General features: G+C 65.2%; 20 protein-coding genes and 3 tRNA genes. 13 read left to right on the forward strand and 10 right to left on the reverse strand.

Annotated elements, in window-relative coordinates; genetic code table 11:
• Positions 1-59: 59 nt before the first annotated feature.
• Positions 60-914 (reverse strand): bifunctional methylenetetrahydrofolate dehydrogenase/methenyltetrahydrofolate cyclohydrolase FolD, encoded by an 855-nt coding sequence (gene folD, locus I0D00_RS00325; protein WP_213637781.1) that lies wholly within the window; start codon positions 912-914, stop codon positions 60-62.
• A 271-nt stretch (positions 915-1,185) separates the two neighbouring features.
• Between folD and I0D00_RS00330 the strand changes: the two genes are divergently transcribed.
• The 9 genes from I0D00_RS00330 (at position 1,186) to I0D00_RS00370 (ending at position 10,112) form a co-directional block, all read left to right on the forward strand.
• Positions 1,186-1,262, forward strand: a tRNA-Arg gene (locus tag I0D00_RS00330).
• Between the two features lie 34 nt (positions 1,263-1,296).
• Positions 1,297-1,372: transfer RNA gene (locus I0D00_RS00335), tRNA-His, on the forward strand.
• A 54-nt stretch (positions 1,373-1,426) separates the two neighbouring features.
• A tRNA-Leu gene (locus I0D00_RS00340) sits at positions 1,427-1,511 on the forward strand.
• Between the two features lie 124 nt (positions 1,512-1,635).
• The gene (gene tig, locus I0D00_RS00345; protein ID WP_213637782.1) at positions 1,636-2,946 is read left to right on the forward strand and encodes a trigger factor; all 1,311 of its coding nucleotides are present in this window, start codon (positions 1,636-1,638) and stop codon (positions 2,944-2,946) included.
• A gap of 91 nt (positions 2,947-3,037) precedes the next feature.
• Complete coding sequence (gene clpP / locus I0D00_RS00350; RefSeq protein ID WP_208707018.1) at positions 3,038-3,679, forward strand: ATP-dependent Clp endopeptidase proteolytic subunit ClpP; 642 nt, start codon at positions 3,038-3,040, stop codon at positions 3,677-3,679.
• Positions 3,680-3,787: 108 nt separating this feature from the next.
• Positions 3,788-5,068 (forward strand): ATP-dependent Clp protease ATP-binding subunit ClpX, encoded by a 1,281-nt coding sequence (clpX, locus tag I0D00_RS00355; protein ID WP_213637783.1) that lies wholly within the window; start codon positions 3,788-3,790, stop codon positions 5,066-5,068.
• Positions 5,069-5,213: 145 nt separating this feature from the next.
• Positions 5,214-7,610, forward strand: coding sequence for an endopeptidase La (lon, locus tag I0D00_RS00360; protein ID WP_213637784.1), 2,397 nt, complete (start codon positions 5,214-5,216; stop codon positions 7,608-7,610).
• 136 nt (positions 7,611-7,746) lie between these two features.
• The gene (hupB, locus tag I0D00_RS00365) at positions 7,747-8,019 is read left to right on the forward strand and encodes a nucleoid-associated protein HU-beta (protein ID WP_003239952.1); all 273 of its coding nucleotides are present in this window, start codon (positions 7,747-7,749) and stop codon (positions 8,017-8,019) included.
• 227 nt (positions 8,020-8,246) lie between these two features.
• A complete protein-coding gene (locus I0D00_RS00370) occupies positions 8,247-10,112 on the forward strand; it encodes a SurA N-terminal domain-containing protein (protein ID WP_213637785.1) in 1,866 nt (621 codons plus the stop codon).
• Positions 10,113-10,173: 61 nt separating this feature from the next.
• On the opposite strand, the gene fabI is transcribed toward I0D00_RS00370, so the two are convergent.
• The 6 genes from fabI to I0D00_RS00400 are packed head-to-tail and all read right to left on the reverse strand — an operon-like array spanning position 10,174 to position 18,379.
• On the reverse strand, positions 10,174-10,968 hold the full coding sequence (gene fabI / locus I0D00_RS00375; RefSeq protein WP_213637786.1) for an enoyl-ACP reductase FabI: 795 nt from the start codon (positions 10,966-10,968) through the stop codon (positions 10,174-10,176).
• A gap of 29 nt (positions 10,969-10,997) precedes the next feature.
• Positions 10,998-12,611 (reverse strand): ABC transporter ATP-binding protein, encoded by a 1,614-nt coding sequence (locus I0D00_RS00380; protein ID WP_213637787.1) that lies wholly within the window; start codon positions 12,609-12,611, stop codon positions 10,998-11,000.
• A 1-nt stretch (position 12,612) separates the two neighbouring features.
• On the reverse strand, positions 12,613-13,632 hold the full coding sequence (locus tag I0D00_RS00385) for an ABC transporter permease (protein WP_213637788.1): 1,020 nt from the start codon (positions 13,630-13,632) through the stop codon (positions 12,613-12,615).
• 1 nt (position 13,633) lies between these two features.
• Complete coding sequence (locus I0D00_RS00390; RefSeq protein ID WP_213637789.1) at positions 13,634-14,707, reverse strand: microcin C ABC transporter permease YejB; 1,074 nt, start codon at positions 14,705-14,707, stop codon at positions 13,634-13,636.
• Between the two features lies 1 nt (position 14,708).
• Complete coding sequence (locus I0D00_RS00395) at positions 14,709-16,553, reverse strand: extracellular solute-binding protein (RefSeq protein ID WP_213637790.1); 1,845 nt, start codon at positions 16,551-16,553, stop codon at positions 14,709-14,711.
• Complete coding sequence (locus I0D00_RS00400; protein WP_213640187.1) at positions 16,550-18,379, reverse strand: extracellular solute-binding protein; 1,830 nt, start codon at positions 18,377-18,379, stop codon at positions 16,550-16,552. Before I0D00_RS00400 ends, I0D00_RS00395 begins: the two co-directional genes overlap by 4 nt.
• A gap of 146 nt (positions 18,380-18,525) precedes the next feature.
• Here I0D00_RS00400 and I0D00_RS00405 point away from each other — a divergent pair, with 146 nt between their 5' ends.
• The gene (locus tag I0D00_RS00405; RefSeq protein ID WP_213637791.1) at positions 18,526-19,971 is read left to right on the forward strand and encodes an HDOD domain-containing protein; all 1,446 of its coding nucleotides are present in this window, start codon (positions 18,526-18,528) and stop codon (positions 19,969-19,971) included.
• Here the strand turns inward: I0D00_RS00405 and I0D00_RS00410 are convergent, their stop codons facing one another.
• Both I0D00_RS00410 and gloB read right to left on the reverse strand, forming a co-directional pair.
• Entirely contained in the window at positions 19,972-21,519 is a 1,548-nt protein-coding gene (locus I0D00_RS00410) for a lytic transglycosylase domain-containing protein (RefSeq protein WP_213637792.1), read from the reverse strand.
• 101 nt (positions 21,520-21,620) lie between these two features.
• Complete coding sequence (gene gloB / locus I0D00_RS00415) at positions 21,621-22,394, reverse strand: hydroxyacylglutathione hydrolase (RefSeq protein WP_213637793.1); 774 nt, start codon at positions 22,392-22,394, stop codon at positions 21,621-21,623.
• A gap of 75 nt (positions 22,395-22,469) precedes the next feature.
• Between gloB and I0D00_RS00420 the strand changes: the two genes are divergently transcribed.
• From I0D00_RS00420 to dnaQ, 3 genes are read left to right on the forward strand one after another with little or no spacing between them, the layout of a single operon-like run.
• Positions 22,470-23,231, forward strand: coding sequence for a class I SAM-dependent methyltransferase (locus tag I0D00_RS00420; RefSeq protein ID WP_213637794.1), 762 nt, complete (start codon positions 22,470-22,472; stop codon positions 23,229-23,231).
• A gap of 52 nt (positions 23,232-23,283) precedes the next feature.
• Positions 23,284-23,736, forward strand: a complete 453-nt coding sequence (rnhA, locus tag I0D00_RS00425; protein ID WP_420850747.1) for a ribonuclease HI — start codon at positions 23,284-23,286, stop codon at positions 23,734-23,736.
• On the forward strand, positions 23,729-24,472 hold the full coding sequence (dnaQ, locus tag I0D00_RS00430) for a DNA polymerase III subunit epsilon (RefSeq protein WP_213637795.1): 744 nt from the start codon (positions 23,729-23,731) through the stop codon (positions 24,470-24,472). The genes rnhA and dnaQ overlap by 8 nt, the downstream gene beginning before the upstream one ends.
• A gap of 108 nt (positions 24,473-24,580) precedes the next feature.
• Here dnaQ and amaB read toward each other — a convergent pair whose 3' ends face one another.
• Entirely contained in the window at positions 24,581-26,071 is a 1,491-nt protein-coding gene (amaB, locus tag I0D00_RS00435; RefSeq protein ID WP_213637796.1) for an L-piperidine-6-carboxylate dehydrogenase, read from the reverse strand.
• Positions 26,072-26,168 lie beyond the last annotated feature (97 nt).

Here is a 26,168-nt window from a genome sequence, read left to right on the forward strand (position 1 = left end):
GGTCGGGCAAATGAAAAACGGCACCCTGGGGTGCCGTTTTTCATGCGCGCAAGATGGCCTCAGTCGTGCAGGTGCTCCGCCGCGTGCAGGGTGTTCTCCAGCAGGCCGGCGCGGGTCATGGGGCCGACGCCGCCCGGTACCGGGGTGATCCAGGCGGCACGGGGCAGGGCGGTCTCGTGCACCACGTCGCCGATCAGCTTGCCGTCGTCCTGGCGGTTGATGCCGACGTCGATGACGATGGCGCCTTCCTTGATCCACTCGCCCTTGACCAGTCCCGGCTTGCCGGCGGCCACCACCACGATGTCGGCCTGGCCGACATGCTGCGGCAGGTCCTTGGTGAAGCGGTGGGTGATGGTGACGGTGCAGCCGCCGAGCAGCAGCTCCATGGCCATCGGCCGGCCGACTATGTTCGAGGCCCCCACGACCACGGCATGCAGCCCGTAGAGGTCCACGCCGGTGCTCTGCAGCAGGGTCATGATGCCCTTCGGGGTGCAGGGCCGCAGCAAGGGCATGCGTTGGGCCAGGCGGCCGATGTTGTAGGGGTGGAAGCCATCGACGTCCTTGTCGGGACGGATGCGCTCCAGGAGCAAGGAGGCGTCCATGTGTTCCGGCAGGGGCAGTTGCACCAGAATGCCGTCGATGCTCGGGTCTTCATTCAGGCGGTCGATCAGTGCCAGGAGCTCCGCTTGGCTGGTGCTGGCCGGCAGGTCGTAGGCCTGGGAGAGGAAGCCCACTTCTTCACAGTCTTTGCGCTTGTGCGCGACATAGACCTGAGAGGCAGGGTCGCTGCCGACCAGGATCACCGCCAGGCCGGGGGCCCGCAGGCCCTGCTGGCATCGCTCGGCGACCCGTTGGGCGATCTGCTGGCGGAGGCTGGCGGCGATCGCTTTGCCGTCGATCAGTTGTGCGGTCATTGCGCTAGATTAACCATTGGAAAGGATAGGGAGAGGACGGGCATTCTCGCATGGCGAGGTGGCACGGCAAAGGCGCCGGTCCAGGATTTTCCCGTAACCCCTTTATCTCACTGAACTTTTTTTGAAATTAGTGTTGACGCCCCATGGGCGCCTCTATAACATGCGCCCCGCTTGTCGAGCACAGCCAGTCGCTGGGTAAGACGGCAAACGCAGGGGTCGCAAGGCCTCCGCCGAAGCCGAAAGCTTTAAGTCTGCGCTTGCAGATGGATAGGCGCCCGTAGCTCAGCTGGATAGAGCATCCGCCTTCTAAGCGGATGGTCGCAGGTTCGAGTCCTGCCGGGCGTGCCATTTGGCAGTCTTGGCACAAGCAAAATGCAATATGGTGGGCGTAGCTCAGTTGGTAGAGCACAGGATTGTGGCTCCTGGTGTCGTGGGTTCGATTCCCATCGTCCACCCCATATTCCAGAACGCCAGGCCGAAAGCCTGGCGTTTTTGTTTTATAGTCTGACCACGCGGACGTGGTGAAATTGGTAGACACACCAGATTTAGGTTCTGGCGCCGCAAGGTGTGAGAGTTCGAGTCTCTCCGTCCGCACCATCTACTTCCCCTCCCGATTGCCGCCTGCATCTAGGGTGACTTCTGCAAATTGACCCTCTAGAATGCATGCCCTTGATCTGGGGCCGGAAACGGCCGGCTTATGTCTGTGCAACGAGGAATATCCATGCAAGTTTCTGTTGAAAGCACTTCTGCTCTTGAGCGCCGCATGACCGTCGGCGTTCCCGTCGAGCGCATCGAGACTGAAGTCAACAAGCGTCTGCAGCAGACTGCCCGTCGTGCCAAGGTTCCCGGTTTCCGTCCCGGCAAAGTGCCGATGAGCGTGATCCGTCAGCGCTACGAAGCCTCTGCGCGCCAGGAAGCCCTGGGCGACCTGATCCAGGAGACCTTCTATGAGGCCGTGGTCGAGCAGAAGCTGAACCCGGCTGGCGCTCCGGCCGTCGAGCCGAAGCCGTTCGAGAAGGGCAAGGATCTGGAATACGTCGCCACCTTCGAGGTGTTCCCGGAGTTTCAGGTGCAGGGCTTCGAGTCCATCGCCATCGAGCGCCTGCAGGCCGAGGTGGCTGATGCCGACCTGGACAACATGCTGGACATCCTGCGCAAGCAGAACACCCGCTTCGAGGCCGTCGAGCGCGCCGCCGAAAGCGGCGATCAGCTGAACATCGACTTCGTCGGCAAGATCGACGGCGAAGCCTTCGCCGGCGGCTCGGCCAAGGGCACCCAGCTGGTGCTGGGCTCCGGTCGCATGATCCCGGGCTTCGAAGACGCCCTGGTCGGCGCCAAGGCCGGTGAAGAGCGCGTGATCAACCCGACTTTCCCCGAGGACTACCAGAACCTGGACCTGGCCGGCAAAGTGGCCGAGTTCAGCGTCACGGTAAACGGCGTCTCCGCTCCGCAGCTGCCCGAGCTGAACGAAGAGTTCTTCGCCCAGTTCGGCGTCAAGGACGGCGGCCTGGAAGGCTTCCGCGCCGAGGTGCGCAAGAACATGGAGCGCGAACTGCGCCAGGCCATCAAGTCCAAGGTGAAGAACCAGGTGATGGACGGCCTGCTGGCGGCCAACCCGATCGAAGTGCCGAAGGCGCTGCTGGGTAACGAAGTCAATCGTCTGCGCGTGCAGGCGGTCCAGCAGTTCGGTGGCAACATCAAGCCGGAACAGCTGCCGGCCGAGCTGTTCGAAGAGCAGGCCAAGCGTCGCGTGGTGCTTGGCCTGATCGTCGCCGAGGTGGTCAAGCAGTTCGAACTCAAGCCCGACGAAGAGCGCGTGCGTGAGTTGATCCAGGAGATGGCGTCGGCCTACCAGGAGCCCGAGCAGGTCGTGGCCTGGTACTACAAGAACGACCAGCAGATGAACGAAGTGCGTTCGGTTGTGCTGGAAGAACAAGTTGTAGATACTGTTTTGCAGAAGGCCAACGTGACCGATAAAGCGGTCTCTTACGAAGAAGCTGTCAAGCCGGCGGAAGCGCCCAAAGCCGACTGATTCTTTACCTCGTTCGAACACGCCATAAGCCAGCCTCCGCGCTGGCTTATGCGTATTTGTGACATGACTATTTAGGGAGCGAGTGCAAGACATGTCCCGCAATCCTTTTATGCAACACATGCCTGACATCCAGGCGGCCGGCGGCCTGGTGCCGATGGTGATCGAGCAGTCGGCCCGCGGCGAGCGCGCCTACGACATCTATTCGCGTTTGCTCAAGGAGCGCGTGATCTTCCTGATCGGTCCTGTCGAGGACTACATGGCCAACCTGGTCGCGGCCCAGTTGCTGTTCCTCGAGGCCGAGAACCCGGACAAGGACATCCACCTGTACATCAACTCGCCGGGCGGCTCGGTGACCGCTGGGATGTCGATCTACGACACCATGCAGTTCATCAAGCCCGACGTGTCGACCATTTGCATCGGCCAGGCCTGCAGCATGGGCGCCTTGCTGCTGGCCGGCGGCGCCGCGGGCAAGCGTTACTGCCTGCCGCACTCGCGGATGATGATCCACCAGCCGCTGGGCGGCTTCCAGGGCCAGGCCTCGGACATCGAGATCCATGCCCGGGAGATCCTGACCATTCGCGAGCGGCTGAACAAGATCCTCGCCGACCACACCGGCCAGCCGATCGAAGTGATCGCCCGCGACACCGACCGCGACAATTTCATGAGCGGTGAGGATGCGGTCAAGTATCGCCTGATCGATCAGGTGCTGAGCAAGCGTCAACTGGCGGGCTAAGCGGCTTGCGTATGGGGCGACTGGATTGTTCCAGCCGCCGCGCGGGCTTGAAAACGCCCGCATTTGCCTTCATCTTGTGTTTCAAGCCTACCGTATTGGATTGATCGAATGACTGATACCCGCAACGGCGAGGACAACGGCAAGCTGCTTTATTGCTCCTTCTGCGGCAAGAGCCAGCACGAAGTACGCAAATTGATTGCCGGGCCCTCTGTCTTTATCTGCGACGAGTGCGTCGACCTGTGCAACGACATCATCCGCGAGGAGGTGCAGGAAGCCCAGGCCGAGAGCAGCGCGCACAAGTTGCCTGCGCCCAAGGAGATCAGCACCATCCTGGATCAGTATGTGATCGGTCAGGAGCGTGCGAAGAAGGTCCTCTCGGTAGCGGTGTACAACCACTACAAGCGCCTCAACCAGCGCGACAAGAAGGACGACGTCGAGCTGGGCAAGAGCAACATCCTGCTGATCGGTCCCACCGGCTCGGGCAAGACCCTGCTGGCCGAGACCCTGGCGCGCCTGCTCAATGTGCCGTTCACCATCGCCGATGCCACCACCCTGACCGAAGCGGGTTACGTCGGGGAAGATGTCGAGAACATCATCCAGAAGCTGCTGCAGAAGTGCGACTACGATGTCGAGAAGGCCCAGATGGGCATCGTCTACATCGACGAGATCGATAAGATTTCGCGCAAGTCCGACAACCCGTCGATCACCCGCGACGTGTCGGGCGAGGGCGTGCAGCAGGCGCTGCTGAAGCTGATCGAGGGCACCGTCGCCTCGGTTCCGCCCCAGGGCGGTCGCAAGCACCCGCAGCAGGAATTCCTGCAGGTCGACACGCGCAACATCCTGTTCATCTGCGGCGGCGCGTTCTCCGGCCTCGAGAAGGTCATTCAGGGGCGCTCGACCAAGGGCGGCATCGGCTTCAATGCCGAGGTGCGCAGCAAGGACCTGGGCAAGAAGGTCGGCGAATCGCTGCGCGAGGTCGAGCCGGATGACCTGGTGAAGTTCGGCCTGATTCCCGAGTTCGTCGGCCGCCTGCCGGTCATCGCGACCCTCGAGGAGCTGGACGAGGCTGCCTTGATGCAGATCCTCACCGAGCCGAAGAACGCCCTGACCAAGCAGTATGCCAAGCTGTTCGAGATGGAGGGCGTGGAGCTGGAGTTCCGTCCGGACGCGCTGAAAGCCGTCTCGAACAAGGCCCTGGAGCGCAAGACCGGCGCCCGTGGCCTGCGCTCGATCCTCGAAGGCATCCTGCTCGACACCATGTACGAGATCCCTTCGCAGTCGGAAGTGAGCAAGGTGGTGATCGACGAAAGCGTGATCGACGGTTCGTCCAAGCCGCTGCTGATATACGAAAACAGCGAGCCGCCCGCCAAGGCAGCGCCCGACGCGTGACCGTTACATCCTGAATGCAAAGGGGCCTGCGGGCCCCTTTGCATTTCCAGGGCTAGCGCTTGTTTTTTGCTGGGGCTACCCCCATCTTAGGGCCAAGGGTACTCCCATCTGTTTACGGCCGTATGGCCGCCGTAGAGCCGAAATCATGAAGACAACCATCGAATTGCCTCTCCTGCCGCTGCGCGATGTCGTGGTCTATCCGCACATGGTGATCCCGCTTTTCGTCGGGCGCGAGAAATCCATCGAAGCCCTGGAGGCAGCGATGACAGGGGAGAAGCAGATCCTGCTGCTCGCCCAGAAGAACCCCGCGGATGACGATCCGGGCGAGGAGGGGCTCTACCGGGTCGGTACCGTGGCGACTGTTCTCCAGCTGCTGAAACTGCCGGACGGCACGGTCAAGGTGCTGGTCGAGGGCGAGCAGCGTGGCGAGATCGAGCGGTTCATCGAGGCCGATAGCCATTGCCGCGCCGAAGTGCAGTTGCTCGACGAGGTCGAAGCCGCCGAGCGCGAGTCGGAAGTATTCGTGCGCAGCCTGCTCAGCCAGTTCGAGCAGTACGTGCAGCTCGGCAAGAAGGTGCCGGCCGAGGTGCTGTCGTCGTTGAACAGCATCGATGAGCCGAGCCGCCTGGTCGACACCATGGCCGCGCACATGGCGTTGAAGATCGAGCAGAAGCAGGAAATCCTCGAGATCACCGATCTGTCGGCCCGGGTCGAGCATGTGCTGGCCCTGCTGGACGCGGAGATCGACCTGCTGCAGGTCGAGAAGCGCATCCGTGGCCGGGTGAAGAAGCAGATGGAGCGCAGTCAGCGCGAGTACTACCTGAACGAGCAGATGAAGGCCATTCAGAAGGAGCTCGGCGACATCGACGAGGGCCACAGCGAGCTGGACGAGCTGAAGAAGCGCATCGAGAACGCCGGCCTGAGCAAGGAAGCCTACGACAAGGCGCAGACCGAGCTGAACAAGCTCAAGCAGATGTCGCCGATGTCGGCCGAGGCCACCGTGGTGCGCTCCTATATCGACTGGCTGGTGAACGTGCCGTGGAAGGCCCACAGTAAGGTGCGCCTGGACCTGGCGCGGGCCGAGGCGATTCTCAACGCCGACCATTACGGCCTGGAAGAGGTCAAGGAGCGCATCCTCGAGTACCTCGCCGTGCAGAAGCGGGTGAAGAAGATCAAGGGCCCTGTGCTTTGCCTGGTCGGGCCGCCGGGGGTGGGCAAGACCTCCCTGGCCGAGTCCATCGCCCATTCGACCAATCGCAAGTTCGTGCGCATGGCCCTGGGCGGCGTGCGCGACGAGGCGGAGATCCGCGGTCACCGCCGTACCTATATCGGCTCCATGCCGGGGCGGCTGATCCAGAAGATGACCAAGGTGGGCGTGCGCAACCCGCTGTTCCTGCTCGACGAGATCGACAAGATGGGCCAGGACATGCGCGGCGATCCCGCCTCGGCGCTGCTCGAGGTGCTCGATCCGGAGCAGAACCACAATTTCAACGATCACTACCTGGAGGTCGATTACGACCTGTCCGACGTGATGTTCCTCTGCACCGCCAACTCCATGAACATTCCGGCGCCCTTGCTGGACCGCATGGAGGTGATTCGCCTGCCCGGTTACACCGAGGACGAGAAGGTCAATATCGCCATCAAGTACCTGGCGCCCAAGCAGATCCAGGTCAACGGCCTGAAGAAGGGCGAGCTGGCGTTCGAGGAGGCGGCGATTCGCGACATCATTCGTTACTACACCCGTGAGGCCGGGGTGCGCAGCCTGGAGCGGCAGATCGCCAAAGTCTGCCGCCGGGCGGTGAAGGAGCATACCCGGCAGAAGCGCTTCGAGGTGCTGGTCACGGCGGAGTCGCTGGAGCACTTCCTCGGCGTGCGCAAGCATCGCTATGGCCTGGCCGAGCAGGAGGACCAGATCGGTCAGGTGACCGGGCTGGCCTGGACCCAGGTGGGCGGCGAGTTGCTGACCATCGAGGCCGCGGTGGTGCCCGGCAAGGGCCAGTTGATCAAGACCGGCTCCCTGGGCGATGTGATGGTCGAATCGATCACCGCCGCGCAGACCGTGGTGCGCAGCCGTGCCAAGAGCCTCGGCGTGGCCCTGGACTTCTACGAAAAGCGTGACATTCACATCCATATGCCCGAGGGGGCGACGCCCAAGGACGGTCCCAGTGCGGGGGTCGGCATGTGCACCGCGTTGGTCTCGGCCTTGACCCAGATTCCGGTACGTGCGGATGTGGCCATGACCGGTGAGATCACCCTGCGTGGTCAGGTTCTGGCGATCGGCGGGTTAAAAGAAAAACTGCTGGCGGCTCACCGGGGCGGAATCAAAACCGTGATCATTCCCGAAGAAAATGTCCGCGACTTGAAAGAAATTCCCGAAAACATAAAGCAAGACCTGCAGATTAAACCTGTTAAATGGATTGACGAGGTCCTGCAAATTGCGCTGCAATACGCCCCGGAGCCCTTGTCCGATGCGGCTCCTGAGCTGGTTGCAAAGGATGAGAAGCGCGAGTCTGATTCCAAGGAGCGAATCAGCACGCATTAGCCGGGGGGCTTTCTTGACACAATTTTAGAGCCCTTGTTATAAAGCGGCTCTTATTGTGTCTGCAGGCCGCCCAGCACCCGCTTTGCTTACACTAAAAATCAAGAAACAAACTCAACAGAAATTAAGGGGACTTAGAGTGAACAAGTCGGAACTGATCGATGCTATCGCTGCATCTGCTGATATCCCGAAAGCTGTTGCTGGCCGCGCGCTGGACGCAGTGATTGAATCCGTCACTGGCGCTCTCAAGGCTGGTGACTCCGTCGTACTGGTAGGTTTCGGTACCTTTGCTGTCAAAGAGCGCGCCGCTCGCACTGGCCGCAACCCGCAGACCGGTAAGCCGATCAGCATCGCCGCCGCTAAGATCCCTGGCTTCAAAGCTGGCAAGGCACTGAAAGACGCCGTCAACTAAGCGTCTTTCGGGCCTAGCCCTACCAGGTCGGCTGCGAGGTCGATCTGGCAGCGGAGGGGAGAGGCGGTCGGTGAGAATTCCGGTCGGTCATGCAGGGTTCGCGGGTTCGGGCCCTATCCGCTCCGCCAGTTACGCGAAGGCGCATCCCCGGATGCGCCTTTCTTCTATCCGGATATTACCCACACTGCACGGCTGCGTTTTTTTTATACAGTCGTTCTGGGGGACGCATGCTGCAGAACATCAGGGACAATTCACAGGGGTGGATTGCCAAAACCATTATCGGTCTTATCGTCGTGTTACTGGCGCTGACCGGTGTCGAGGCCGTGTTCACCGGCACCAGCAACAGCCAGAACGCTGCCGAGGTGAACGGCGAGAAGGTCAGCTTGAATCAGCTGGGGCAGGCGGTCGAGATGCAGCGTCGCCAGCTGCTGCAGCAGCTCGGCAAGGACTTCGATGCCTCCTTGCTGGATGAGAAGCTGCTGCGCGAGGCGGCGCTCAACGGGCTGATCGAGCGGACCCTGCTGCTGCAGGCGGCGGCGGATGCCGATTTCGCCTTCTCGGAGCAGGCGCTCGATCAGCTGATCCTGCAGACGCCGGAGTTTCAGGTGGACGGCAAGTTCAACGCCGACCGTTTCGACCAGGTGATCCGCCAGCTGGGTTATAGCCGCCTGCAGTTCCGCCAGATGCTGGCCCAGGAAATGCTCATCGGCCAGCTGCGTGCGGGGCTGGCGGGCAGTGGTTTCGTTACCGATGCGCAGATCGAGGCGTTCGCCCGTCTGGAGCGGCAGACCCGTGACTTCGCCACCCAGCGCGTGCCGGCCGATACCGCCGCCGTGCAGTTGAGCGACGACGACGTCAAGGCCTACTACGAGGCCCAGGCCAGTCAGTTCATGAGTCCGGAGCAGGTGGTTCTGGAGTATCTCGAGCTGAAGAAGGACGCCTTCTTCGACCAGGTCGAGGTGGCCGAGGAAGACCTGCAGAGCGCCTATCAGAACGAGATCGCCAACCTGGCCGAACAACGCCGTGCCGCGCACATCCTGGTCGAGGTGGGCGACTCGCTGAGCGACGAGCAGGCCAAGGCCAAGCTCGAAGAGGCCCAGAAGCGGTTGCAGCAGGGCGAGGATTTCGCCGCATTGGCCAAGGAACTCTCCGATGACCCGGGCTCGGCGGCCGAGGGCGGTGATCTGGGTTATGCGGGGCAGGGTGTATACGACCCTGCCTTCGAGGGCGCCCTGTATGCCTTGGGCGAGGGCGAGGTCTCCGCACCGGTGCGCAGCGAGTTCGGCTGGCACCTGATCAAGCTGCTCGGCGTGCAGGCCCCCGAGGTGCCCAGCTTCGACAGCCTGAAAGACAAGCTGGTGCGCGAGCTGAAGGCGCGGCAGGTGGAGCAGCGCTTCGTCGAAGTCGCCAAGCAACTGGAGGACCTGGCGTTCGAGGCCTCGGACCTGGTCCAGCCTGCGCAGGAGCTGGGGCTGGAGGTGCAAACCACCGCTGCCTTCGGCCGTGAAGGCGGCGAAGGCCTGGCCGCCAACCGCCAGGTCGTGCAGGCGGCCTTCAGTGCCGAAGTGCTGGAAGACGGTAGCAACAGCGCGAGCCTCGAGCTCGATCCGAGCACCGTCGTGGTGGTGCGGGTCAAGGAGCACAGAAAGCCAGAGCGGCTGGCCCTTGAGCAGGTCAAGGAGAGCATTCGTGCGCACCTGATCCGGGTCCGCGCCAGCGAGGCGGCGAAGGCCCAGGGTGAGGAACTGCTGGCGGCCTTGCGCGATGGCAAGGCGCCGGCCGAGCGGGCTGAAGAATGGCAGGTGGTCGAAGCGGCCACGCGCAGCCAGGACAGCGTCGAGCCGCTCGTGCTGCAGGCGCTGTTCCGCATGCCCAAGCCGCGCGAGGCCGGGCAGCCGACCTTCGCCGGCGTCGGCCTGGACAGTGGCGACTTCGTGGTGATTCGCCTCAATGGCGTGAGCGAGCCGCAGGAGGCCTTGGCCGAGGAAGAGAAGGGCATGTACCGGCGCTTCCTGGCCTCGCGCAGTGGTCAGCAGGACTTCGCGGCCTTCCGCAAGCAGCTGGAAGCGCAGGCGGATATCGAGCGCTTCTGATAGCGACCAGCAATAAAAAAGCCCGCGTTAGCGGGCTTTTTTATTGTCGGCACCGGGCCGATCAGTCTTCCATGGCGCCCATGGCGGTGGTGTTGAAGCCGCCGTCGACGTACATGATCTCGCCGCTGACGCCCGAGGCCAGGTCGGAGCAGAGGAAGGCGCCGGCATTGCCGACTTCCTCGATGGTCACGTTACGGCGCAGTGGGGTCTGCTTCTCGTTGGCAGCGAGCATCTTGCGGAAGCTGGCAATGCCGCTGGCCGCGAGGGTGCGGATGGGGCCGGCGGAGATGGCGTTGACGCGAGTGCCTTCCGGGCCGAGGCTGGCGGCCAGGTAGCGCACGCCGGCTTCCAGGCTGGCCTTGGCCATGCCCATCACGTTGTAGTTGGGCATGGTGCGCTCGGCGCCCAGGTAGGAGAGGGTCAGCAGGCTGCCGTTGCGACCCTTCATCAGCTCGCGACCGGCCTTGGCCAGGGCGACGAAGCTGTAGGCGCTGATGTCGTGAGCGATCTTGAAGCCTTCGCGGGTGGTGACGTCGGTGAAGTCGCCGTTGAGCTGGTCGCCCGGGGCGAAGCCGACCGAGTGGACGATGCAGTCCAGGCCGTCCCACTTCTTGCTCAGGGCCTCGAACACGCTGGCGATCTCGTCATCGTTGGCCACATCGCAAGGGAAGCACAGCTCGGGACCCGAGCCCCAGCCGGCGGCGAATTCTTCGACCCGACCCTTGAGCTTCTCGTTCTGATAGGTGAAGGCCAGTTCGGCGCCCTCGCGGTGCATGGCCGCGGCGATGCCCGAGGCGATGGACAGTTTGCTGGCAACGCCAACGATCAGTACGCGCTTACCGCTTAGAAAACCCATGTGTCTCTTCCTCTTCCTACTTTCAAGGATTAGTCGGCAGCTGCTGGAGCCAGAAAGGCTGCCTCCAGCAGCTGCCGAGTGTAAATATGTTGCGGTGCGGCGAAGATCTTCTCCGCTGCCCCCTGTTCCACCACTTGCCCTTCCTTGACCACGATCAGCTGGTGGCTCAGTGCCCGAACCACGGCCAGGTCGTGGCTGATAAACAGGTACGTCAGGTTGTGCTTGATCTGCAGCGCGCGCAGCAACTCGACGACCTGGCGCTGAACCGTGCGATCGAGCGCCGAGGTGGGCTCGTCCAGCAGTATCAGCGCCGGTTTCAACACCAGTGCCCGGGCGATGGCGATCCGTTGCCGTTGCCCGCCGGAAAACTCGTGGGGGTAGCGGTGCCGGGTTTCCGGGTCCAGGTCTACCTCCAGGAGCGCGTCGATGATCGCTTGTTCCTGTTCCGCCGGCGTGCCCATGCGATGGATATGCAGGCCCTCACCGACGATCTGGCCCACCGACATGCGTGGGCTCAGGCTGCCGAAGGGGTCCTGGAACACCACCTGCATCTGCCGGCGCAACGGGCGCACGGCGTGCTGCGACAGTCCCTGCAGTGCCTCGCCCCGGAAGCGAATGGCGCCCTGGCTGCCGAGCAGGCGCAGGATTGCCAGGCCCAGGGTCGACTTGCCGGAACCGCTTTCGCCGACTATGCCCAGGGTCTGGCCCCGGGGCAGGCTGAAGCTGATCCCGTCCACCGCCTTGACGTGGTCGACGGTGCGCCGCAGCAGCCCCTTCTTGATCGGGAACCACACGCGCAGGTCGTCGACCTCCAGCAGCGGTTCGCCGGCAGCGACTGCCACCGGGTCGCCACTGGGCTCGGCACCGAGCAGTTCCTGGGTATAGGGATGCTGCGGCGCATGGAACAATTTTTCACACGACGCTTGTTCGACGATCTTTCCGCTCTGCATGACACATACGCGATGGGCAATTCGCCGCACCAGGTTGAGGTCGTGGCTGATCAGCAGCAGGGCCATGCCGAGGCGGGCCTGCAGGTCCTTGAGCAGTTCGAGGATTTTCAGCTGCACGGTGACGTCGAGGGCGGTGGTCGGTTCGTCGGCGATCAGCAGTTCCGGCTCGTTGGCCAGGGCCATGGCGATCATCACCCGCTGGCGCTGGCCGCCGGACAGCTCGTGGGGATAGGCCTTGAGGCGCTTGTGCGGCTCGGGAATGCCGACCAGCTCCAGCAGCTCCAGGGTGCGCTCGGTGGCGGCCGTACCGCTCAGGCCCTTGTGCAGCGCGAGCACCTCGTTGATCTGCTTCTCGATGCTGTGCAGCGGATTGAGCGAGGTCATGGGCTCCTGGAAGACCATGGCGATGCGATCGCCGCGCAGGGCGCGCAGGCGGTTCTCGTCGAGTGTGAGCAGGTCTTCGCCGTTGTAGTGGATGCTGCCGCTCGGGTGCCGGGCCAGGGGGTAGGGCAGCAGGCGCAGGATCGAGTGGGCGGTGACCGACTTGCCGGAGCCGCTCTCGCCGACCAGGGCCAGGGTCTCGCCGCGCTGGATGGAGAAGCTGACGCCTTCGACCACGCGCTGCTTCTGCTCGCCGGTGACGAACTCGACGGCCAGGTCGCGGACCTCGATCAGGGGGGCGGAGTCGTTCATCTCATTTCCTTGGGTCGAAGGCATCGCGGGCGGCTTCGCCGATGAACACCAGCAGGCTCAGCATGATCGCCAGCACGGCGAAGGCGCTGATGCCGAGCCAGGGCGCCTGCAGGTTGGCCTTGCCCTGGGCGACCAGCTCGCCGAGCGACGGCGCGCCGGGGGGCAGGCCGAAGCCGAGGAAATCCAGGGCGGTGAGGGTGCCGATCGCGCCGGTGAGGATGAAGGGCATGAAGGTCATGGTCGAGACCATGGCGTTGGGCAGGATGTGGTGGAACATGATGGCGCCGTTCTCCATGCCCAGGGCGCGGGCGGCGCGCACGTACTCCAGGTTGCGCCCGCGGAGGAACTCGGCGCGCACCACATCGACCAGGCTCATCCAGGAGAACAGCAGCATGATGCCCAGCAGCCACCAGAAGTTCGGCTGCACGAAGCTGGCCAGGATGATCAGCAGGTAGAGCACCGGCAGGCCGGACCAGACCTCGAGGAAGCGCTGGCCGAGCAGGTCGACCCAGCCGCCGTAGAAGCCCTGCAGGGCGCCGGCGAACACCCCGATGATGGAGCTGAGCACGGTCAGGGTCACGGCGAACAGCACCGAGATGCGGAAGCCGTAGATCACCCGTGCCAGCACGTCGCGGCCCTGGTCGTCGGTGCCCAGCCAGTTGGCCGCGGACGGCGGCGCAGGGGCCGGCACCTCCAGGTCGTAGTTGATGCTCGAATAGCTGAAGGGGATCGGCGGCCACAGCATCCAGCCGTTCTTCTCGGCGATCAGGCCCTGGATGTAGGGACTCTTGTAGTTGGCCTGCAGCGGGAACTCGCCGCCGAAGGTGGTCTCCGGATAGCGCTTGAGCACCGGAAAGTACCACTGGTCGTCGTACTGCACGACCAGGGGCTTGTCGTTGGCGATCAGCTCGGCGCCCAGGGTCAGGACGAACAGCGCCAGGAAGATCCACAGCGACCACCAGCCCCGCTTGTGCGCCTTGAACCGCTCGAAACGCCGCTGATTGATAGGGGACAGGGCCATCTCAATGCTCCCGGCTTTCGAAGTCGATGCGCGGATCGACCAGGGTGTAGGTGAGGTCGCCGATCAGTTTCAACACCAGTCCCAGGAGGGTGAAGATGAACAGGGTGCCGAACACCACGGGGTAGTCGCGGTTGATCGCCGCCTCGAAGCTCATCAGGCCGAGGCCGTCGAGGGAGAAGATCACCTCGATCAGCAGGGAGCCGGTGAAGAAGATGCCGATCAGCGCCGAAGGGAAGCCGGCGATGATGATGAGCATGGCGTTGCGGAACACATGGCCGTAGAGCACGCCGTTCTTCGACAGGCCCTTGGCCCGGGCGGTGACCACGTACTGCTTGTTGATCTCGTCGAGGAAGCTGTTCTTGGTCAGCAGGGTCAGGGTGGCGAAGTTGCCGATCACCAGGGCGGTGACCGGCAGGGCCAGGTGCCAGAAGTAGTCGAGGATCTTGCCGCCGAGGCTGAGCTCGTCGAAGTTGTTCGAGGTCAGCCCGCGCAGGGGGAACCAGTCGAAGTAGCTGCCGCCGGCGAACAGCACGATTAGCAGGATGGCGAACAGGAACGCCGGAATGGCGTAGCCGACGATGATCGCCGAGCTGGTCCAGACGTCGAAGGCGCTGCCGTGGCGCACGGCTTTGGCGATGCCCAGGGGAATGGACACCAGGTACATGATCAGGGTGCTCCACAGGCCGAGGGAGACCGACACCGGCATCTTCTCGACGATCAGGTCGATCACCTGCGCGTCGCGGAAGAAGCTCTCGCCGAAATCCAGGCTGGCGTAGTTCTTCAGCATGATCCAGAAGCGTTCCGGCGCCGGCTTGTCGAAGCCGTACAGACGCTCGATTTCGGCGATCAGCTCCGGGTCCAGACCCTGGGCGCCGCGGTAGTTGGAGCCGGCCACGGCCACCTCGGCGCCGCCGCCGGCGATGCGGCTGGTGGCGCCCTCGAAGCCTTCCAGCTGGGCGATCATCTGCTCCACCGGGCCGCCGGGGGCGGCCTGGATGATGATGAAGTTGAGCAGCAGGATACCGAACAGGGTGGGGATGATCAGCAACAGGCGGCGGACGATATAGGCCAGCATGCTAGCGCTCCGTGCTCGCCGCGTCGGCGTCGGTCGCCTTCGGGGCCTGTGGCAGTTCGCGGAACCACCAGGTGTTCAGGCCGATGTCGTAGAGCGGGGTGACCTTGGGGTGGGCCAGGTGGTTCCAGTAGGCCACGCGCCAGGTCTTGATGTGCCAGTTGGGGATGACGTAGTGGCCCCACAGCAGCACCCGGTCCAGGGCGCGGGTGTGGTCGATCAGGCTCTGCCTGGAGTCGGCGTTGATCAGGCCGTCGACCAGCTGGTCGATCGCCGGGTCCTTGAGGCCGATGTAGTTGCGGCTGCCCGGCTTGTCGGCGCTGCTGGAGTGCCAGTACTCGCGTTGCTCGTTGCCCGGCGAATTGGACTGGCCGAAGCCGCTGACGATCAGGTCGAAATCCCGCGAACGCAGGCGATTGATGTACTGGGAGACATCCACCCGGCGGATCACCAGCTCCATGCCGAGGTCGGCCAGGTTGCGCTTGAAGGGCAGCAGCACCCGTTCGAACTCCGGCTGGGCGAGGAGGAACTCGAAACTCACCGGCGTGCCCGTGGCGTCCAGCATATGATCGCCCTCGACCCGCCAGCCGGCCTCCTGCAGCAGCTGGTAGGCGCGGCGCTGCTGCTCGCGGATGATGCCGCTGGCATCGGTAACCGGCAGGCTGAACGCGTCGGTGAAGACCTCGGGGGGGATCTGCTCGCGCAGCGGTTCGAGAATCTTCAGCTCCGCCTCGCCGGGCAGGCCACTGGAGGCCAGCTCAGAGTTGTCGAAGTAGCTGTGGGTACGGCTGTAGGCGCCGTTGAACAGCTGCTTGTTGGCCCATTCGAAGTCGAACAGCAGGCCGAGGGCCTCGCGCACCCGGCGGTCCTGGAACAGCGGGCGGCGCAGATTGAAGATGAAGCCCTGCATGCCGGTGGGGTTGTGGTTGTCGATCTCTTCCTTGATCAACTGGCCGTTGGCCACGGCGGAGGTGTCGTAGGCGGTCGCCCAGTTCTTCGCACTGCTCTCCAGCCAATAGTCGAACTGCCCGGCCTTGAGCGCCTCCAGGGCCACGGTGTTGTCGCGGTAGTAGTCGATGCGCATGCGCTCGAAGTTGTAGAAGCCGCGGTTCACCGGCAGGTCCTTGCCCCACCAGTCCTCGACCCGCGCATAGGTAATGGAGCGCCCGGCCTGCACCTCGGCGACCCGGTAGGGGCCGCTGCCCAGGGGGATCTCCAGGTTGCCCTTGGCGAACTCGCGCTCGGCCCACCAGTGCTTGGGCAGTACCGGCAGCTGACCGAGGATCAGCGGCAGTTCACGGTTGCCGGCGTGCTTGAAGACGAAGCGCACCTGGCGCGGGCCTTCGATCTCGACCCGCTCGACGTCGGCGTAGTAGGCCCGGTACAGCGGCGCGCCATCCTTCATCAGGGTCTCGAAGGTGAACTTGACGTCCTCTGCGGTCACCGGCTGGCCGTCATGAAAGCGCGCCTCGGCGCGCAGGTAGAAGCGGACCCAGGCGTTGTCCGGGGCCTTCTCCATCTTCTCGGCCAGCAGGCCGTATTCGGTGAAGGGCTCGTCCAGGCTGTGGCGGGTCAGGGTGTCGTAGATCAGGCCGATGTCGTCGGCGGCCACGCCCTTGCTGATGAAGGGATTGAGGCTGTCGAAACCGCCGAAGCCGGACTGGCGCAGGGTGCCGCCCTTCGGCGCATCCGGGTTCACGTAGTCGAAATGCCGATAGTCGGCAGGGTACTTGGGCGCCTCGTCGTACAGGGTCAGCGCGTGTTGTGGCGCCGCCTGGCCGATAGCGGCCAGAGCCGACAGCAGCAGGCCGCTGCCGCGGACGAGGAGGGCGCGCAGGGAATGGGTCATCGAGCGGTCTCCGAGGATTTCAGCCACCAGGTGCGCAGGCCCAGGGTGTAGGGCGGCGTGGCGACGAAGGCGAAGCGGTTCCAGTACGCCAGGCGGTGATGGCTGATATACCAGTTGGGAATGGTGTAGTGCTGCCACAGCAGCACCCGGTCCAGGGCGCGGGTCGCGGCCACCTGCTGGTCGCGGGTCTTGGCCGCCAGCAGCTTGTCGAGCAGGGCGTCGACCACCGGATGGTCGATGCCCGCGTAGTTCTTGCCGCCCTTGATCTTGGCCTGGCTGGAATGGAAGTACAGCCACTGCTCCAGGCCGGGGCTGAGGGTTTGCGGCAGGGTCAGCAGGATCATGTCGAAGTCGAACTGGTCCAGGCGCTGTTTGTACTGGGCGCGATCGACGGTGCGCAGGTTGGCCTCTATGCCGATGCGCGCCAGGTTTTCGGCATAGGGCTGGAGGATGCGTTCCAGCCTGGGGTTGACCAGCAGAATCTCGAAGCGCAACGGCTGGCCATCGTCGTTGAGCAGGTGCTGGCCGCTGGGTTTCCAGCCGGCCTCGCCCAGCAGCTGCAAGGCGCGCCGCAGGGTGTCCCGGGGAATGCCGCGGCCGTTGGTCTGCGGCATCTTGAATGGCTCGGTGAACAGTCGCGCCGGCAGTTGCTTGCGGTACGGCGACAGCAGCAGCCACTCGGCGCCCTTGGGCTTGCCGGTGGCGGAGAATTCGCTGTTCGGGTAATAGCTCTGGGCCCGGGTGTAGGCGCTGTTGAAGAGGGCGCGGTTGGTCCATTCGAAGTCGAACATCAGGCCGATGGCTTCGCGCACCTTGCGCTCGGCGAAGGTCGCGCGGCGCGTGTTCATGAACAGCGCCTGGGTCTGGGTGGGGATCTGGTGGGGGATCTCCGCGCGGACCACCTCACCGCGCTCCACGGCCGGAAAGCGGTAGCCGCTGGCCCAGTTCTTCGCCTGATGCTCGATATAGAAGTCGAACTCGCCGGCCTTGAACGCCTCGAAGGCCACATGGCTGTCGCGGTAGAACTCCACCTCGACCCGGTCGAAGTTGTACTTGCCGCGGTTGATCGGCAGCGCCTCGCCCCACCAGTCCTTGACTCGCTCGAAGACCAGGCTGCGGCCCGGGCTCACCTGGGTGATGCGATAGGGCCCGCTGCCCAGCGGCGGCTCGAAGGTGGTGGCCTTGAAGTCGCGGTCTTTCCAGTAGTGCTGGGGCAGCACCGGCAGTTCGCCCAGGCGCAGGATCAGCAGCGGATTGCCCGAGCGCTTGAAGACGAAGCGCACGCGGTGGCGGTTGAGGATGTCGACCCGCTTGACCTCCTGCAGATGGGTGCGGTACTGCGGATGCCCCTCCTTGAGCAGCGTGCGGTAGGAGAACGCCACGTCATAGGCGGTGATCGGCTTGCCGTCGTGGAAGCGCGCCTGCGGCCGCAGGTTGAATACCACCCAGCTGCGGTCCTCGCTGTACTCGACCGACCTGGCGATCAGGCCGTAGCTCGAGGCCGGCTCGTCCCCGGAGGGGTCGTAGGAGTCGGTGCCGGCCATCAGCGGTTCGTTGAGGCCGGTGATGCCGTACTGCAGGAAGTTGGCCGTGGAGATCGGGCTGGTGCCCTTGAGGGCGTAGGCGTTGAGCGTATCGAAGGAGCCCAGCGCCATCATCCGCACGGTGCCGCCCTTGGGGGCGTCGGGGTTGACCCAGTCGAAGTGGCTGAAGCTGGCGGGGTACTTGAGTACGCCGAATTGCGCATAGCCATGGCTTTCGCGGATGGCGGCCCAGGTCGGCAGGCAGATGGCCAGGCCGAGGAGTAGCGAGAGGAGGGGACGTATCAAGTGAAATATCCGATCCGTGGCGGCTTTTGGGCTTCTTGTCCGGTACAGTAACAGCTTGTATCCGCTGGAAAAAGACCGGGCCTGAGGGCAGGACGCGGACGCCTTTCGACGACACTTGGACAACTCATAGCGGGGCCTCGAACTTGGATACACGTAGCCATGGTTTGCAGTCGTGGATAGAGCGCTTGAGCGAGGCGGAGTTGCCCGCGCTGGCCGCGGTGGTGCAGGACCTGCATCGCCTGGCGCAGGAGGAGAGCGCCTCGGTCAAGCAGCTGGCCGACGTGCTGCTGCGCGACGCCTCCCTCACCTCCAAGGTCCTGCGTGTCGGCAACAGCGCATACTACAACCCTTCGCAGGAAAGCATCCGGACTATCTCGCGGGCCATCGTGCTGATCGGTTTCGACAACGTGCGCCTGATCGGCCTGGCGGTGAGCCTGATCGACGGCCTGCTGACCCGGGCACCCCGCGAGCAGTTGCAGGCGTTGCTGGCTCGTTCCTTTCACGCCGCGGTGCAGGCGCGCAACATCGCCGGCTACGTGCTGTCCCGGCACCAGGAAGAAGTCTTTATCGCCGCGCTGCTGTTCCACCTGGGCGAACTGGCGTTCTGGGGGGGCGGTGGCGAGCAGGCAAATGAGCTGGCCGGCGCCCTGGCGCAGCCGGGCGTCGATGAGGAGGCGGCGGTGCGCGCCGTGCTCGGCACCAGCTTTCGCCAGTTGAGCCAGGGCCTGGTCAAGGCCTGGAATCTCGGCGAAATCGCCAGTCTGGCCCATGGCAGCGCCAACCAGAACGATCCGGCGGTGTATGCGGTCAACCTCGGCACGCGGATCAGCGAGGCCGCCCTGGAGGGCTGGGACTCGCCGGCCATGGAACGCCTGGTGGGGCAGCTGGCCGCATTCGTCGGGGTGACCCGGGAGGAGGCCATGCAGCAGGTGTTGGCCAGTGCCGAAGAGGCGGTCAGGGTGGCCGTCACCTTCGGCGCCGGCAAGCTCTGCAGCCTGATTCCCAACACCGACCCCGAGCAGATCCGCCTGCAGCAGGAACAGCGCCGGGCGCGCCTGCTGCAGCCCGACCTGCAGCTGCTGCAGGCGGCGCTGCAGGAACTCGGGCAGATGGCGGTGCGGCGCGGTGAGGTCGGCTCGATTCTCGATACCCTGCTCGAGGGCCTGCACCGCGGTGCCGGGCTGGAGCGGGTGATGCTGGCGGTGCTGGCCGACGGCCAGAGTCGTTTTCGCGCCAAGCGGGTGACCGGCGAGGGCACCGCCGGCTGGCTGAGCGACTTCGAGCTGCCGTTCGATCCGGCCGCGCAGAGCCATATCTTCGGCTATGTGCTGCGCCACCGGGAGGCGCTGTGGATGGGCGTGCCGGCCAGCTATGGCCTCAGCGACCTGGTGACCCAGGCAATGCGCGAGAAGCTTGGCCAGGGAATGTTCTTCATCGCCCCGTTGCTGGCAGGCAAGCGCGAGATAGGTGTGCTCTACGCCGACAGCCGGGTATCCGGGCGGGCCCTGAGCCATGAGCAGTTCGTCGCCTTCCAGCGTTTCGCCCTGCTCGCCGGGCGCTGCCTGGAGGCGCTGAGCCGGCGCGGCTGATCAGCGCGGCAGGTGCAGGGTCAGGGTCTGGCCCGGCTTGAGCGCGCTGCCGGTGCGCGGGTTCCAGCGCTGCAGGTGCTTCATCTGCACCTTGAAGCGCTTGGCGATCAGGTACAGCGAGTCGCCCTTGCGCACCCGGTACAGGGTCGCGGTGGTGCCGGCCGAGGTGGCCGGCGCCTGCAGGCGGAGGGTCTGGCCGGCGCGCAGGTCGTGGCCCGCGAGGCGGTTCCAGCGTTGCACATCCTTGACCGAAACCCGGTGGGTCTTGGCGATCTGCCAGAGACTGTCGCCGTTCTTCACCTTGTAGCTGCGTGGCGTGCCGGCACTGCTGGCGAGCGCCGCGAGCGCCGCGGGCGCGGCTTGCTGCGCCTGGCTGCTCGGTTGCGCGGGGATGCTCAGCACCTGGCCGATGCGCAGGCGGTTGCTGCTGAGGCGGTTGATCTCCTTGAGGGTGCGTACCGTGAGCTGGTGGCGATTGGCGATGGCGTGCAGGCTGTCGCCGGAGCGCACGCGATACTGCTGCCAGTCGACCAGCTCCTGGGGCTTGATCAGGGCCAGGTTGGCGGTGAGCATCTCCGCCTTGTCGGTCGGCACCAGCAGGTGCTGCGGGCCGTCCAGGGTGATGCGCCGCTTGAAGGCCGGGTTGAGCTGGAACAGCTCGTCCTCGTCGAGATCGGCCATGGCCGCCACGCGCGACAGGTCCATGCGCTGCTTGAGCTCGACCTTCTCGAAGTAGGGCTCGTTGGCGATGGGGCCGAGGCTGACGCCATAGGCCTGCGGGCTCATGATCACCTGGGACAGGGCGAGCAGCTTGGGCACGTAGTTGCGCGTCTCGTTCGGCAGCGCCAGGTTCCAGTAGTCGGTCGGCAGGCCGAGCTGCTGGTTGCGCTCGATGGCGCGGCTGACCCGGCCTTCGCCGGCATTGTAGGCGGCCAGGGCCAGCAGCCAGTCGCCGTTGAACATCTGGTGCAGGCGCGACAGGTAGTTCATCGCCGCGTTGGTCGAGGCCAGCACGTCGCGGCGGCCGTCGTACCAGCTGGTCTGGCGCAGGTTGAAGTGGCGGCCGGTGGAGGGGATGAACTGCCACAGGCCGACGGCGTCGGCCGGCGAATAGGCGAAGGGGTTGTAGGCGCTCTCGATCATCGGCAGCAGCGCCAGCTCCATCGGCATGCCGCGCTCTTCCAGGCGCTCGACGATGTAATGGATATAGGGGCTGCTGCGCTCGCCGACCTTCTCGACGAAGGAGGGGTTGCTGACGAACCACAGGCGCTGCTGCTCGATGCGCGGGTTGATGCCGATCTCGTCCTGCAGCTGATAGCCGTCGCGGACCCGCTCCCAGATGTCTTCCGGCTCGGCGGGCTGGATGTCGGGGGTCAACCATTCGGGCTCCCGCTCCAGACCGATCGCCCGGTCGGTGTCCAGGCCCGGGTCGTCGATGCCGCCGCGGCCCTGGCAACCGGCCAGGAGCAGCGAGAACATCACCACCAGCGCCGTGGCGCTTCGTGCCAATGCCTTTGAAATCAAGGTCTTGCGTGGTGATAAAGGCATTGGTCGGCGCGCACTTCCCAGGCAAAAGAGCGGGGGATTCTAGAAACCCCCGCCCGCCAGGGTCAAGTTCGCGGCGAACCTTTTGCGCGCGCGTCGAGCTTTTAGAAGCCGTCCTTCCAGGCGCGCAGGCTGGCGAAGACCTCGCTGGGCGAGCGTGCCCGGTGGCCTTCGCGCGTGTCGATGCGGGCCTGCACCGAGGCCTCGCCGCTGCGCAGGAAGGGGTTGGTGGCCTGTTCCAGGGCCAGGCTGGACGGGAGGCTGATGCGCCCGGCCTGGCGCCAGGCCGCGACCTGTTCCAGGCGCTGGGCGACCTGCGGGTTGTCCGGCTCGACCGCCTGGGCGAAGCGCAGGTTGCTCAGGGTGTACTCATGGGTGCAGTACACCCGGGTCGCGGCGGGCAGCGCCGCCAGGCGGCTGAGCGAGTCATGCATCTGCTGCGGAGTGCCTTCGAACAGGCGACCGCAGCCGGCGGCGAACAGGGTGTCGCCGCAGAACAGCCAGTGCTGCTCGGCCTGGTAGTAGGCGATATGGCCGAGGGTGTGGCCGGGGACCTCGAGGATGGCGAAGCTGTGGCCGAGCACCTCGACCCGGTCGCCTTCGCTCAGGGCCAGGTCGCGGGCGGGAATCTGCTCCTTGGCCGGGCCGAGCACGCGGGCACCGCTCGTCGCTTTCAGTCGCTCCACGCCGCCGACATGGTCATGGTGGTGGTGGGTGACCAGGATGTCGCTCAGTTGCCAGTCCGGGTGCTCGGCCAGCCAGGCCAGCACCGGCGCCGCGTCGCCGGGGTCGACGACCGCGCAGCGGCGTGTCGCGGCGTCTTGCAGCAACCAGATATAGTTGTCGGTAAAGGCGGGGAGGGCGTCGATCTTGATCATGGTGTGGGTCGCTAAGCGGTTCACAAAGGTGCATCTTAGGCCTCAATGGCACTGACGGCTACGCAGGCAAACCTTATGTCCGATCATCCTTTCGCTCAGGCCGATGCCGACTGGCTCTCGCTGATCGGCAAGGCACGTAATTGGTTCAACGGCCCCTATGGCCAGCTGCTGCTGGTCGAGGAGCGGCGCCTGCTGGAGGACGAGCTGGCGCGCTTCTTCGGCGGTTACCTGGTGCATTACGGCCCATCGGCCCAGGCGGTCCCGGGCGCCACCCAGATCCAGCGCAGCGTGCGCCTCGGCGCGCCGTTCAAGGGCGTGGAGATCGTCTGCGAGGAGCAGGCCTGGCCGCTCGGCGAGCACGCGGCGGACCTGGTGCTGCTGCAGCATGGCCTGGACTTCAGCCTGTCGCCCCACGGCCTGCTGCGCGAGGCGGCGCGCAGCGTCAGGCCCGGGGGGCACCTGGTGGTGATCGGCATCAACCCCATGAGCGCCTGGGGCGTGCGCCACCTGTTCAGCCGCGACGCCCTGCGCCAGGCCCGCTGCATCGCACCGACCCGGGTCTGCGACTGGCTGCACCTGCTGGGCTTCGCGCTGGAGAAACGCCGCTTCGGATGCTATCGTCCGCCGCTTGCTTCGCGTGCCTGGCAGGCGCGCCTGGCGCCGCTGGAGGCCTGGGGCGATGCCTGGCAAGTGCCCGGCGGCGGCTTCTACCTGCTGGTGGCGCGCAAGCTGGTGGTCGGCCTGCGGCCATTGCGCCAGAGCCAGCGCGCGCCCATGGGCAAGCTGGTGCCCATGCCGGTGGCCAAGGTCAGCCGGCGCGATTCCGAACAGCGCTAGACCAGCGGCCCCAGAGCCTGCCGGGCGACATTTACCGAGAGAAAGGCTGTGCATGTCTGAACAAGTCGAGATTTACACCGATGGCGCCTGCAAGGGCAATCCGGGCATCGGTGGCTGGGGGGCGTTGCTGGTTTTCAAGGGCGTGGAGAAGGAGCTGTGGGGCGGCGAGGCCGAGACCACCAACAACCGCATGGAACTGACTGCGGCGATTCGTGCCCTGGCCGAGCTCAAGCGGGCCTGCGAGGTGCGCCTGGTCACCGATTCGCAGTACGTCATGCAGGGCATTCAGGACTGGATGCCGAACTGGAAGAAACGCGGCTGGAAGACCGCCGCCAAGCAGCCGGTGAAGAATGCCGACCTGTGGCAGCAGCTGGATGAGCAGGTCAATCGCCACAACGTGACCTGGCAGTGGGTGCGCGGCCATACCGGCCATCCGGGCAACGAGCGGGCCGACCTGCTGGCCAACCGTGGCGTCGAAGAAGTGAGGGGCTTGAAGCGTGCGTAGCATCGTTCTGGATACCGAAACCACCGGCATGCCGGTCACCGATGGCCACCGCATCATCGAGATCGGCTGCGTCGAACTGGAAGGCCGGCGCCTGACCGGCCGGCATTTCCACGTCTACCTGCAGCCGGACCGCGAGATCGACGAAGGCGCCATCGCGGTGCACGGCATCACCAACGAGTTCCTGCAGGACAAGCCGCGCTTCAAGGACGTCGCCGAGGAGTTCTTCGAGTTCATCAAGGGCGCCCAGCTGATCATCCACAACGCGGCGTTCGACGTGGGCTTCATCAACAACGAGTTCGCCCTGCTGGGGCAGCAGGATCGCGCGGAGATCGCTGACCACTGCGCGATCCTCGATACCCTGCTGATGGCCCGCGAGCGCCACCCGGGCCAGCGCAACAACCTCGACGCACTGTGCAAGCGCTACGACGTCGACAACTCCGGCCGCGACCTGCACGGCGCCTTGCTCGACGCCGAGATTCTCGCCGACGTCTACCTGGCGATGACCGGCGGGCAGACCCACCTGTCCCTGGCCGGCGATGGCTCCGAAGGCGACAGCAGCGGTCGCCGGCAGCCCACCCCGATCCGCCGCCTGCCGGCCGAGCGCACCCGCACCCCGGTGATCCGCGCCAGCGAGGAAGAACTGGCCGAGCATGCCGCGCGCCTGGCGGTGATCGAGAAGTCGGCCGGTGCGCCGCCGCTGTGGCTGCAGCTGGAGCAGGCGACAGCCGAGCAGTAGGGGGCCGTTCAGGCCGTGCACACCAAGCGCTCCCTGCCAGGGGGGCGCCCATGAAAAAGCCCCGAGGCCTTGCAGCCTCGGGGCTTTTTCGTTCCGGCCTGGCGCGTGTCAGTCGAACACGATGCCCTGGGCCAGCGGCAACTCGCGGGAGTAGTTGACCGTGTTGGTCTGCCGGCGCATGTAGGCCTTCCAGGCATCGGAGCCGGACTCGCGGCCGCCGCCGGTCTCCTTCTCGCCGCCGAAGGCGCCGCCGATCTCCGCACCGCTGGTGCCGATGTTGACGTTGGCGATGCCGCAGTCGCTGCCGGCGGCACTCTGGAACTGCTCGGCCTCGCGCATATCGGTGGTGAAGATGCACGACGACAGGCCCTGGGGGACCTCGTTGTTCAGGCGCAGGGCCTGGTCGAAGTCGCTGTAGCTCATCACGTAGAGGATCGGCGCGAAGGTCTCGTGGCGCACCACCTCGCTCTGCGCCGGCATCTCGACGATGGCCGGGCTGACGTAGTAGGCGTTCGGGAACTGCTCGGCCAGCTGACGCTCGCCGCCGAACACCTGGCCGCCCTCGGCGCGGGCCTTGTCCAGCGCCGCCTGCATGGCCTCGAAGCTGTGCTTGTCGATCAGCGGGCCGACCAGGTTGCCCTGCAGCGGGTGGCCGATGCGCACCTTGCTGTAGGCGACCTTGAGGCGGGCGACGATCTCGTCCTTGACCGACTCGTGGGCGATCAGCCGGCGCAGGGTGGTGCAGCGCTGGCCGGCGGTGCCGACCGCACCGAACAGGATGGCCCGCACGGCCATGTCCAGGTCGGCGCTGGGGGCCAGGATCATGGCGTTGTTGCCGCCCAGCTCGAGGATGCTGCGGGCGAAGCGCGCCGCCACCTTGGGCGCCACCTCGCGGCCCATGCGGGTGCTGCCGGTGGCGCTGATCAGCGCCACGCGCGGGTCTTCCACCAGGGCGTCGCCGGCTTCGCGGTCGCCGATGATCAGCTGGCTGAGGCCCTCGGGGGCGTCGCCGAAGGCGGCCAGCGCCTGCTCGAACAGTGCCTGGCAGGCCAGGGCGGTCAGCGGGGTCTTCTCCGACGGCTTCCACAGCACCGCGTCGCCGCAGACCAGGGCCAGGGTGGTGTTCCAGGCCCAGACCGCCACCGGGAAGTTGAAGGCGCTGATGACGCCGACCACGCCGAGCGGCTGCCAGGTCTCGCGCATGTGGTGGCCCGGACGCTCGGAGGCGATGGTCAGGCCGTAGAGCTGGCGCGACAGGCCGACGGCGAAGTCGCAGATGTCGATCATCTCCTGCACTTCGCCCAGGCCTTCCTGGGTGATCTTGCCGGCTTCCCAGGACACCAGCTCGCCGAGGTCGGCCTTGTGCTTGCGCAGCACCTCGCCGAACAGGCGGATCAGCTCGCCACGGCGCGGCGCCGGCACGCTGCGCCAGGCCAGGAAGGCCTGCTCGGCGCGGGCGATCTTGGCCTGCACGGCGGCGCGGTCCTCGAGGCTGACCGAAGCGATCTGGCTGCCGTCGATCGGGGTGTGTACCGGGTAGTTGCCATTCTCCACTGCGTGGGCGCTAACCCCGAGGCGGCTCAGAAGTCCGTCAACCATGGCTCTCTCCTGTATCTGGTCGTGGTTGAAAATTATGCTCGGGGTCAGTATTAATCCTCCGCCTGGAGGGCAGCAAGCGAGCATTATTCGCCATGTC

Origin of the sequence: Pseudomonas lalucatii (assembly GCF_018398425.1) — a bacterium.
Classification (GTDB): domain Bacteria; phylum Pseudomonadota; class Gammaproteobacteria; order Pseudomonadales; family Pseudomonadaceae; genus Aquipseudomonas; species Aquipseudomonas lalucatii.

What these genes read in the sequence shown, in the direction of transcription:
- fabI (WP_213637786.1), bottom strand. Translation starts at nt 10,968, where the DNA reads ATGGGTTTTCTAAGCGGTAAGCGCGTACTGATCGTTGGCGTTGCCAGC.
- I0D00_RS00410 (WP_213637792.1), bottom strand. Translation starts at nt 21,519, where the DNA reads ATGCCTTTATCACCACGCAAGACCTTGATTTCAAAGGCATTGGCACGA.
- clpP (WP_208707018.1), top strand. Translation starts at nt 3,038, where the DNA reads ATGTCCCGCAATCCTTTTATGCAACACATGCCTGACATCCAGGCGGCC.
- I0D00_RS00385 (WP_213637788.1), bottom strand. Translation starts at nt 13,632, where the DNA reads ATGGCCCTGTCCCCTATCAATCAGCGGCGTTTCGAGCGGTTCAAGGCG.
- folD (WP_213637781.1), bottom strand. Translation starts at nt 914, where the DNA reads ATGACCGCACAACTGATCGACGGCAAAGCGATCGCCGCCAGCCTCCGC.
- I0D00_RS00380 (WP_213637787.1), bottom strand. Translation starts at nt 12,611, where the DNA reads ATGAACGACTCCGCCCCCCTGATCGAGGTCCGCGACCTGGCCGTCGAG.
- I0D00_RS00395 (WP_213637790.1), bottom strand. Translation starts at nt 16,553, where the DNA reads ATGACCCATTCCCTGCGCGCCCTCCTCGTCCGCGGCAGCGGCCTGCTG.
- amaB (WP_213637796.1), bottom strand. Translation starts at nt 26,071, where the DNA reads ATGGTTGACGGACTTCTGAGCCGCCTCGGGGTTAGCGCCCACGCAGTG.
- gloB (WP_213637793.1), bottom strand. Translation starts at nt 22,394, where the DNA reads ATGATCAAGATCGACGCCCTCCCCGCCTTTACCGACAACTATATCTGG.
- I0D00_RS00370 (WP_213637785.1), top strand. Translation starts at nt 8,247, where the DNA reads ATGCTGCAGAACATCAGGGACAATTCACAGGGGTGGATTGCCAAAACC.
- tig (WP_213637782.1), top strand. Translation starts at nt 1,636, where the DNA reads ATGCAAGTTTCTGTTGAAAGCACTTCTGCTCTTGAGCGCCGCATGACC.
- lon (WP_213637784.1), top strand. Translation starts at nt 5,214, where the DNA reads ATGAAGACAACCATCGAATTGCCTCTCCTGCCGCTGCGCGATGTCGTG.
- rnhA (WP_420850747.1), top strand. Translation starts at nt 23,284, where the DNA reads ATGTCTGAACAAGTCGAGATTTACACCGATGGCGCCTGCAAGGGCAAT.
- I0D00_RS00390 (WP_213637789.1), bottom strand. Translation starts at nt 14,707, where the DNA reads ATGCTGGCCTATATCGTCCGCCGCCTGTTGCTGATCATCCCCACCCTG.
- clpX (WP_213637783.1), top strand. Translation starts at nt 3,788, where the DNA reads ATGACTGATACCCGCAACGGCGAGGACAACGGCAAGCTGCTTTATTGC.
- I0D00_RS00420 (WP_213637794.1), top strand. Translation starts at nt 22,470, where the DNA reads ATGTCCGATCATCCTTTCGCTCAGGCCGATGCCGACTGGCTCTCGCTG.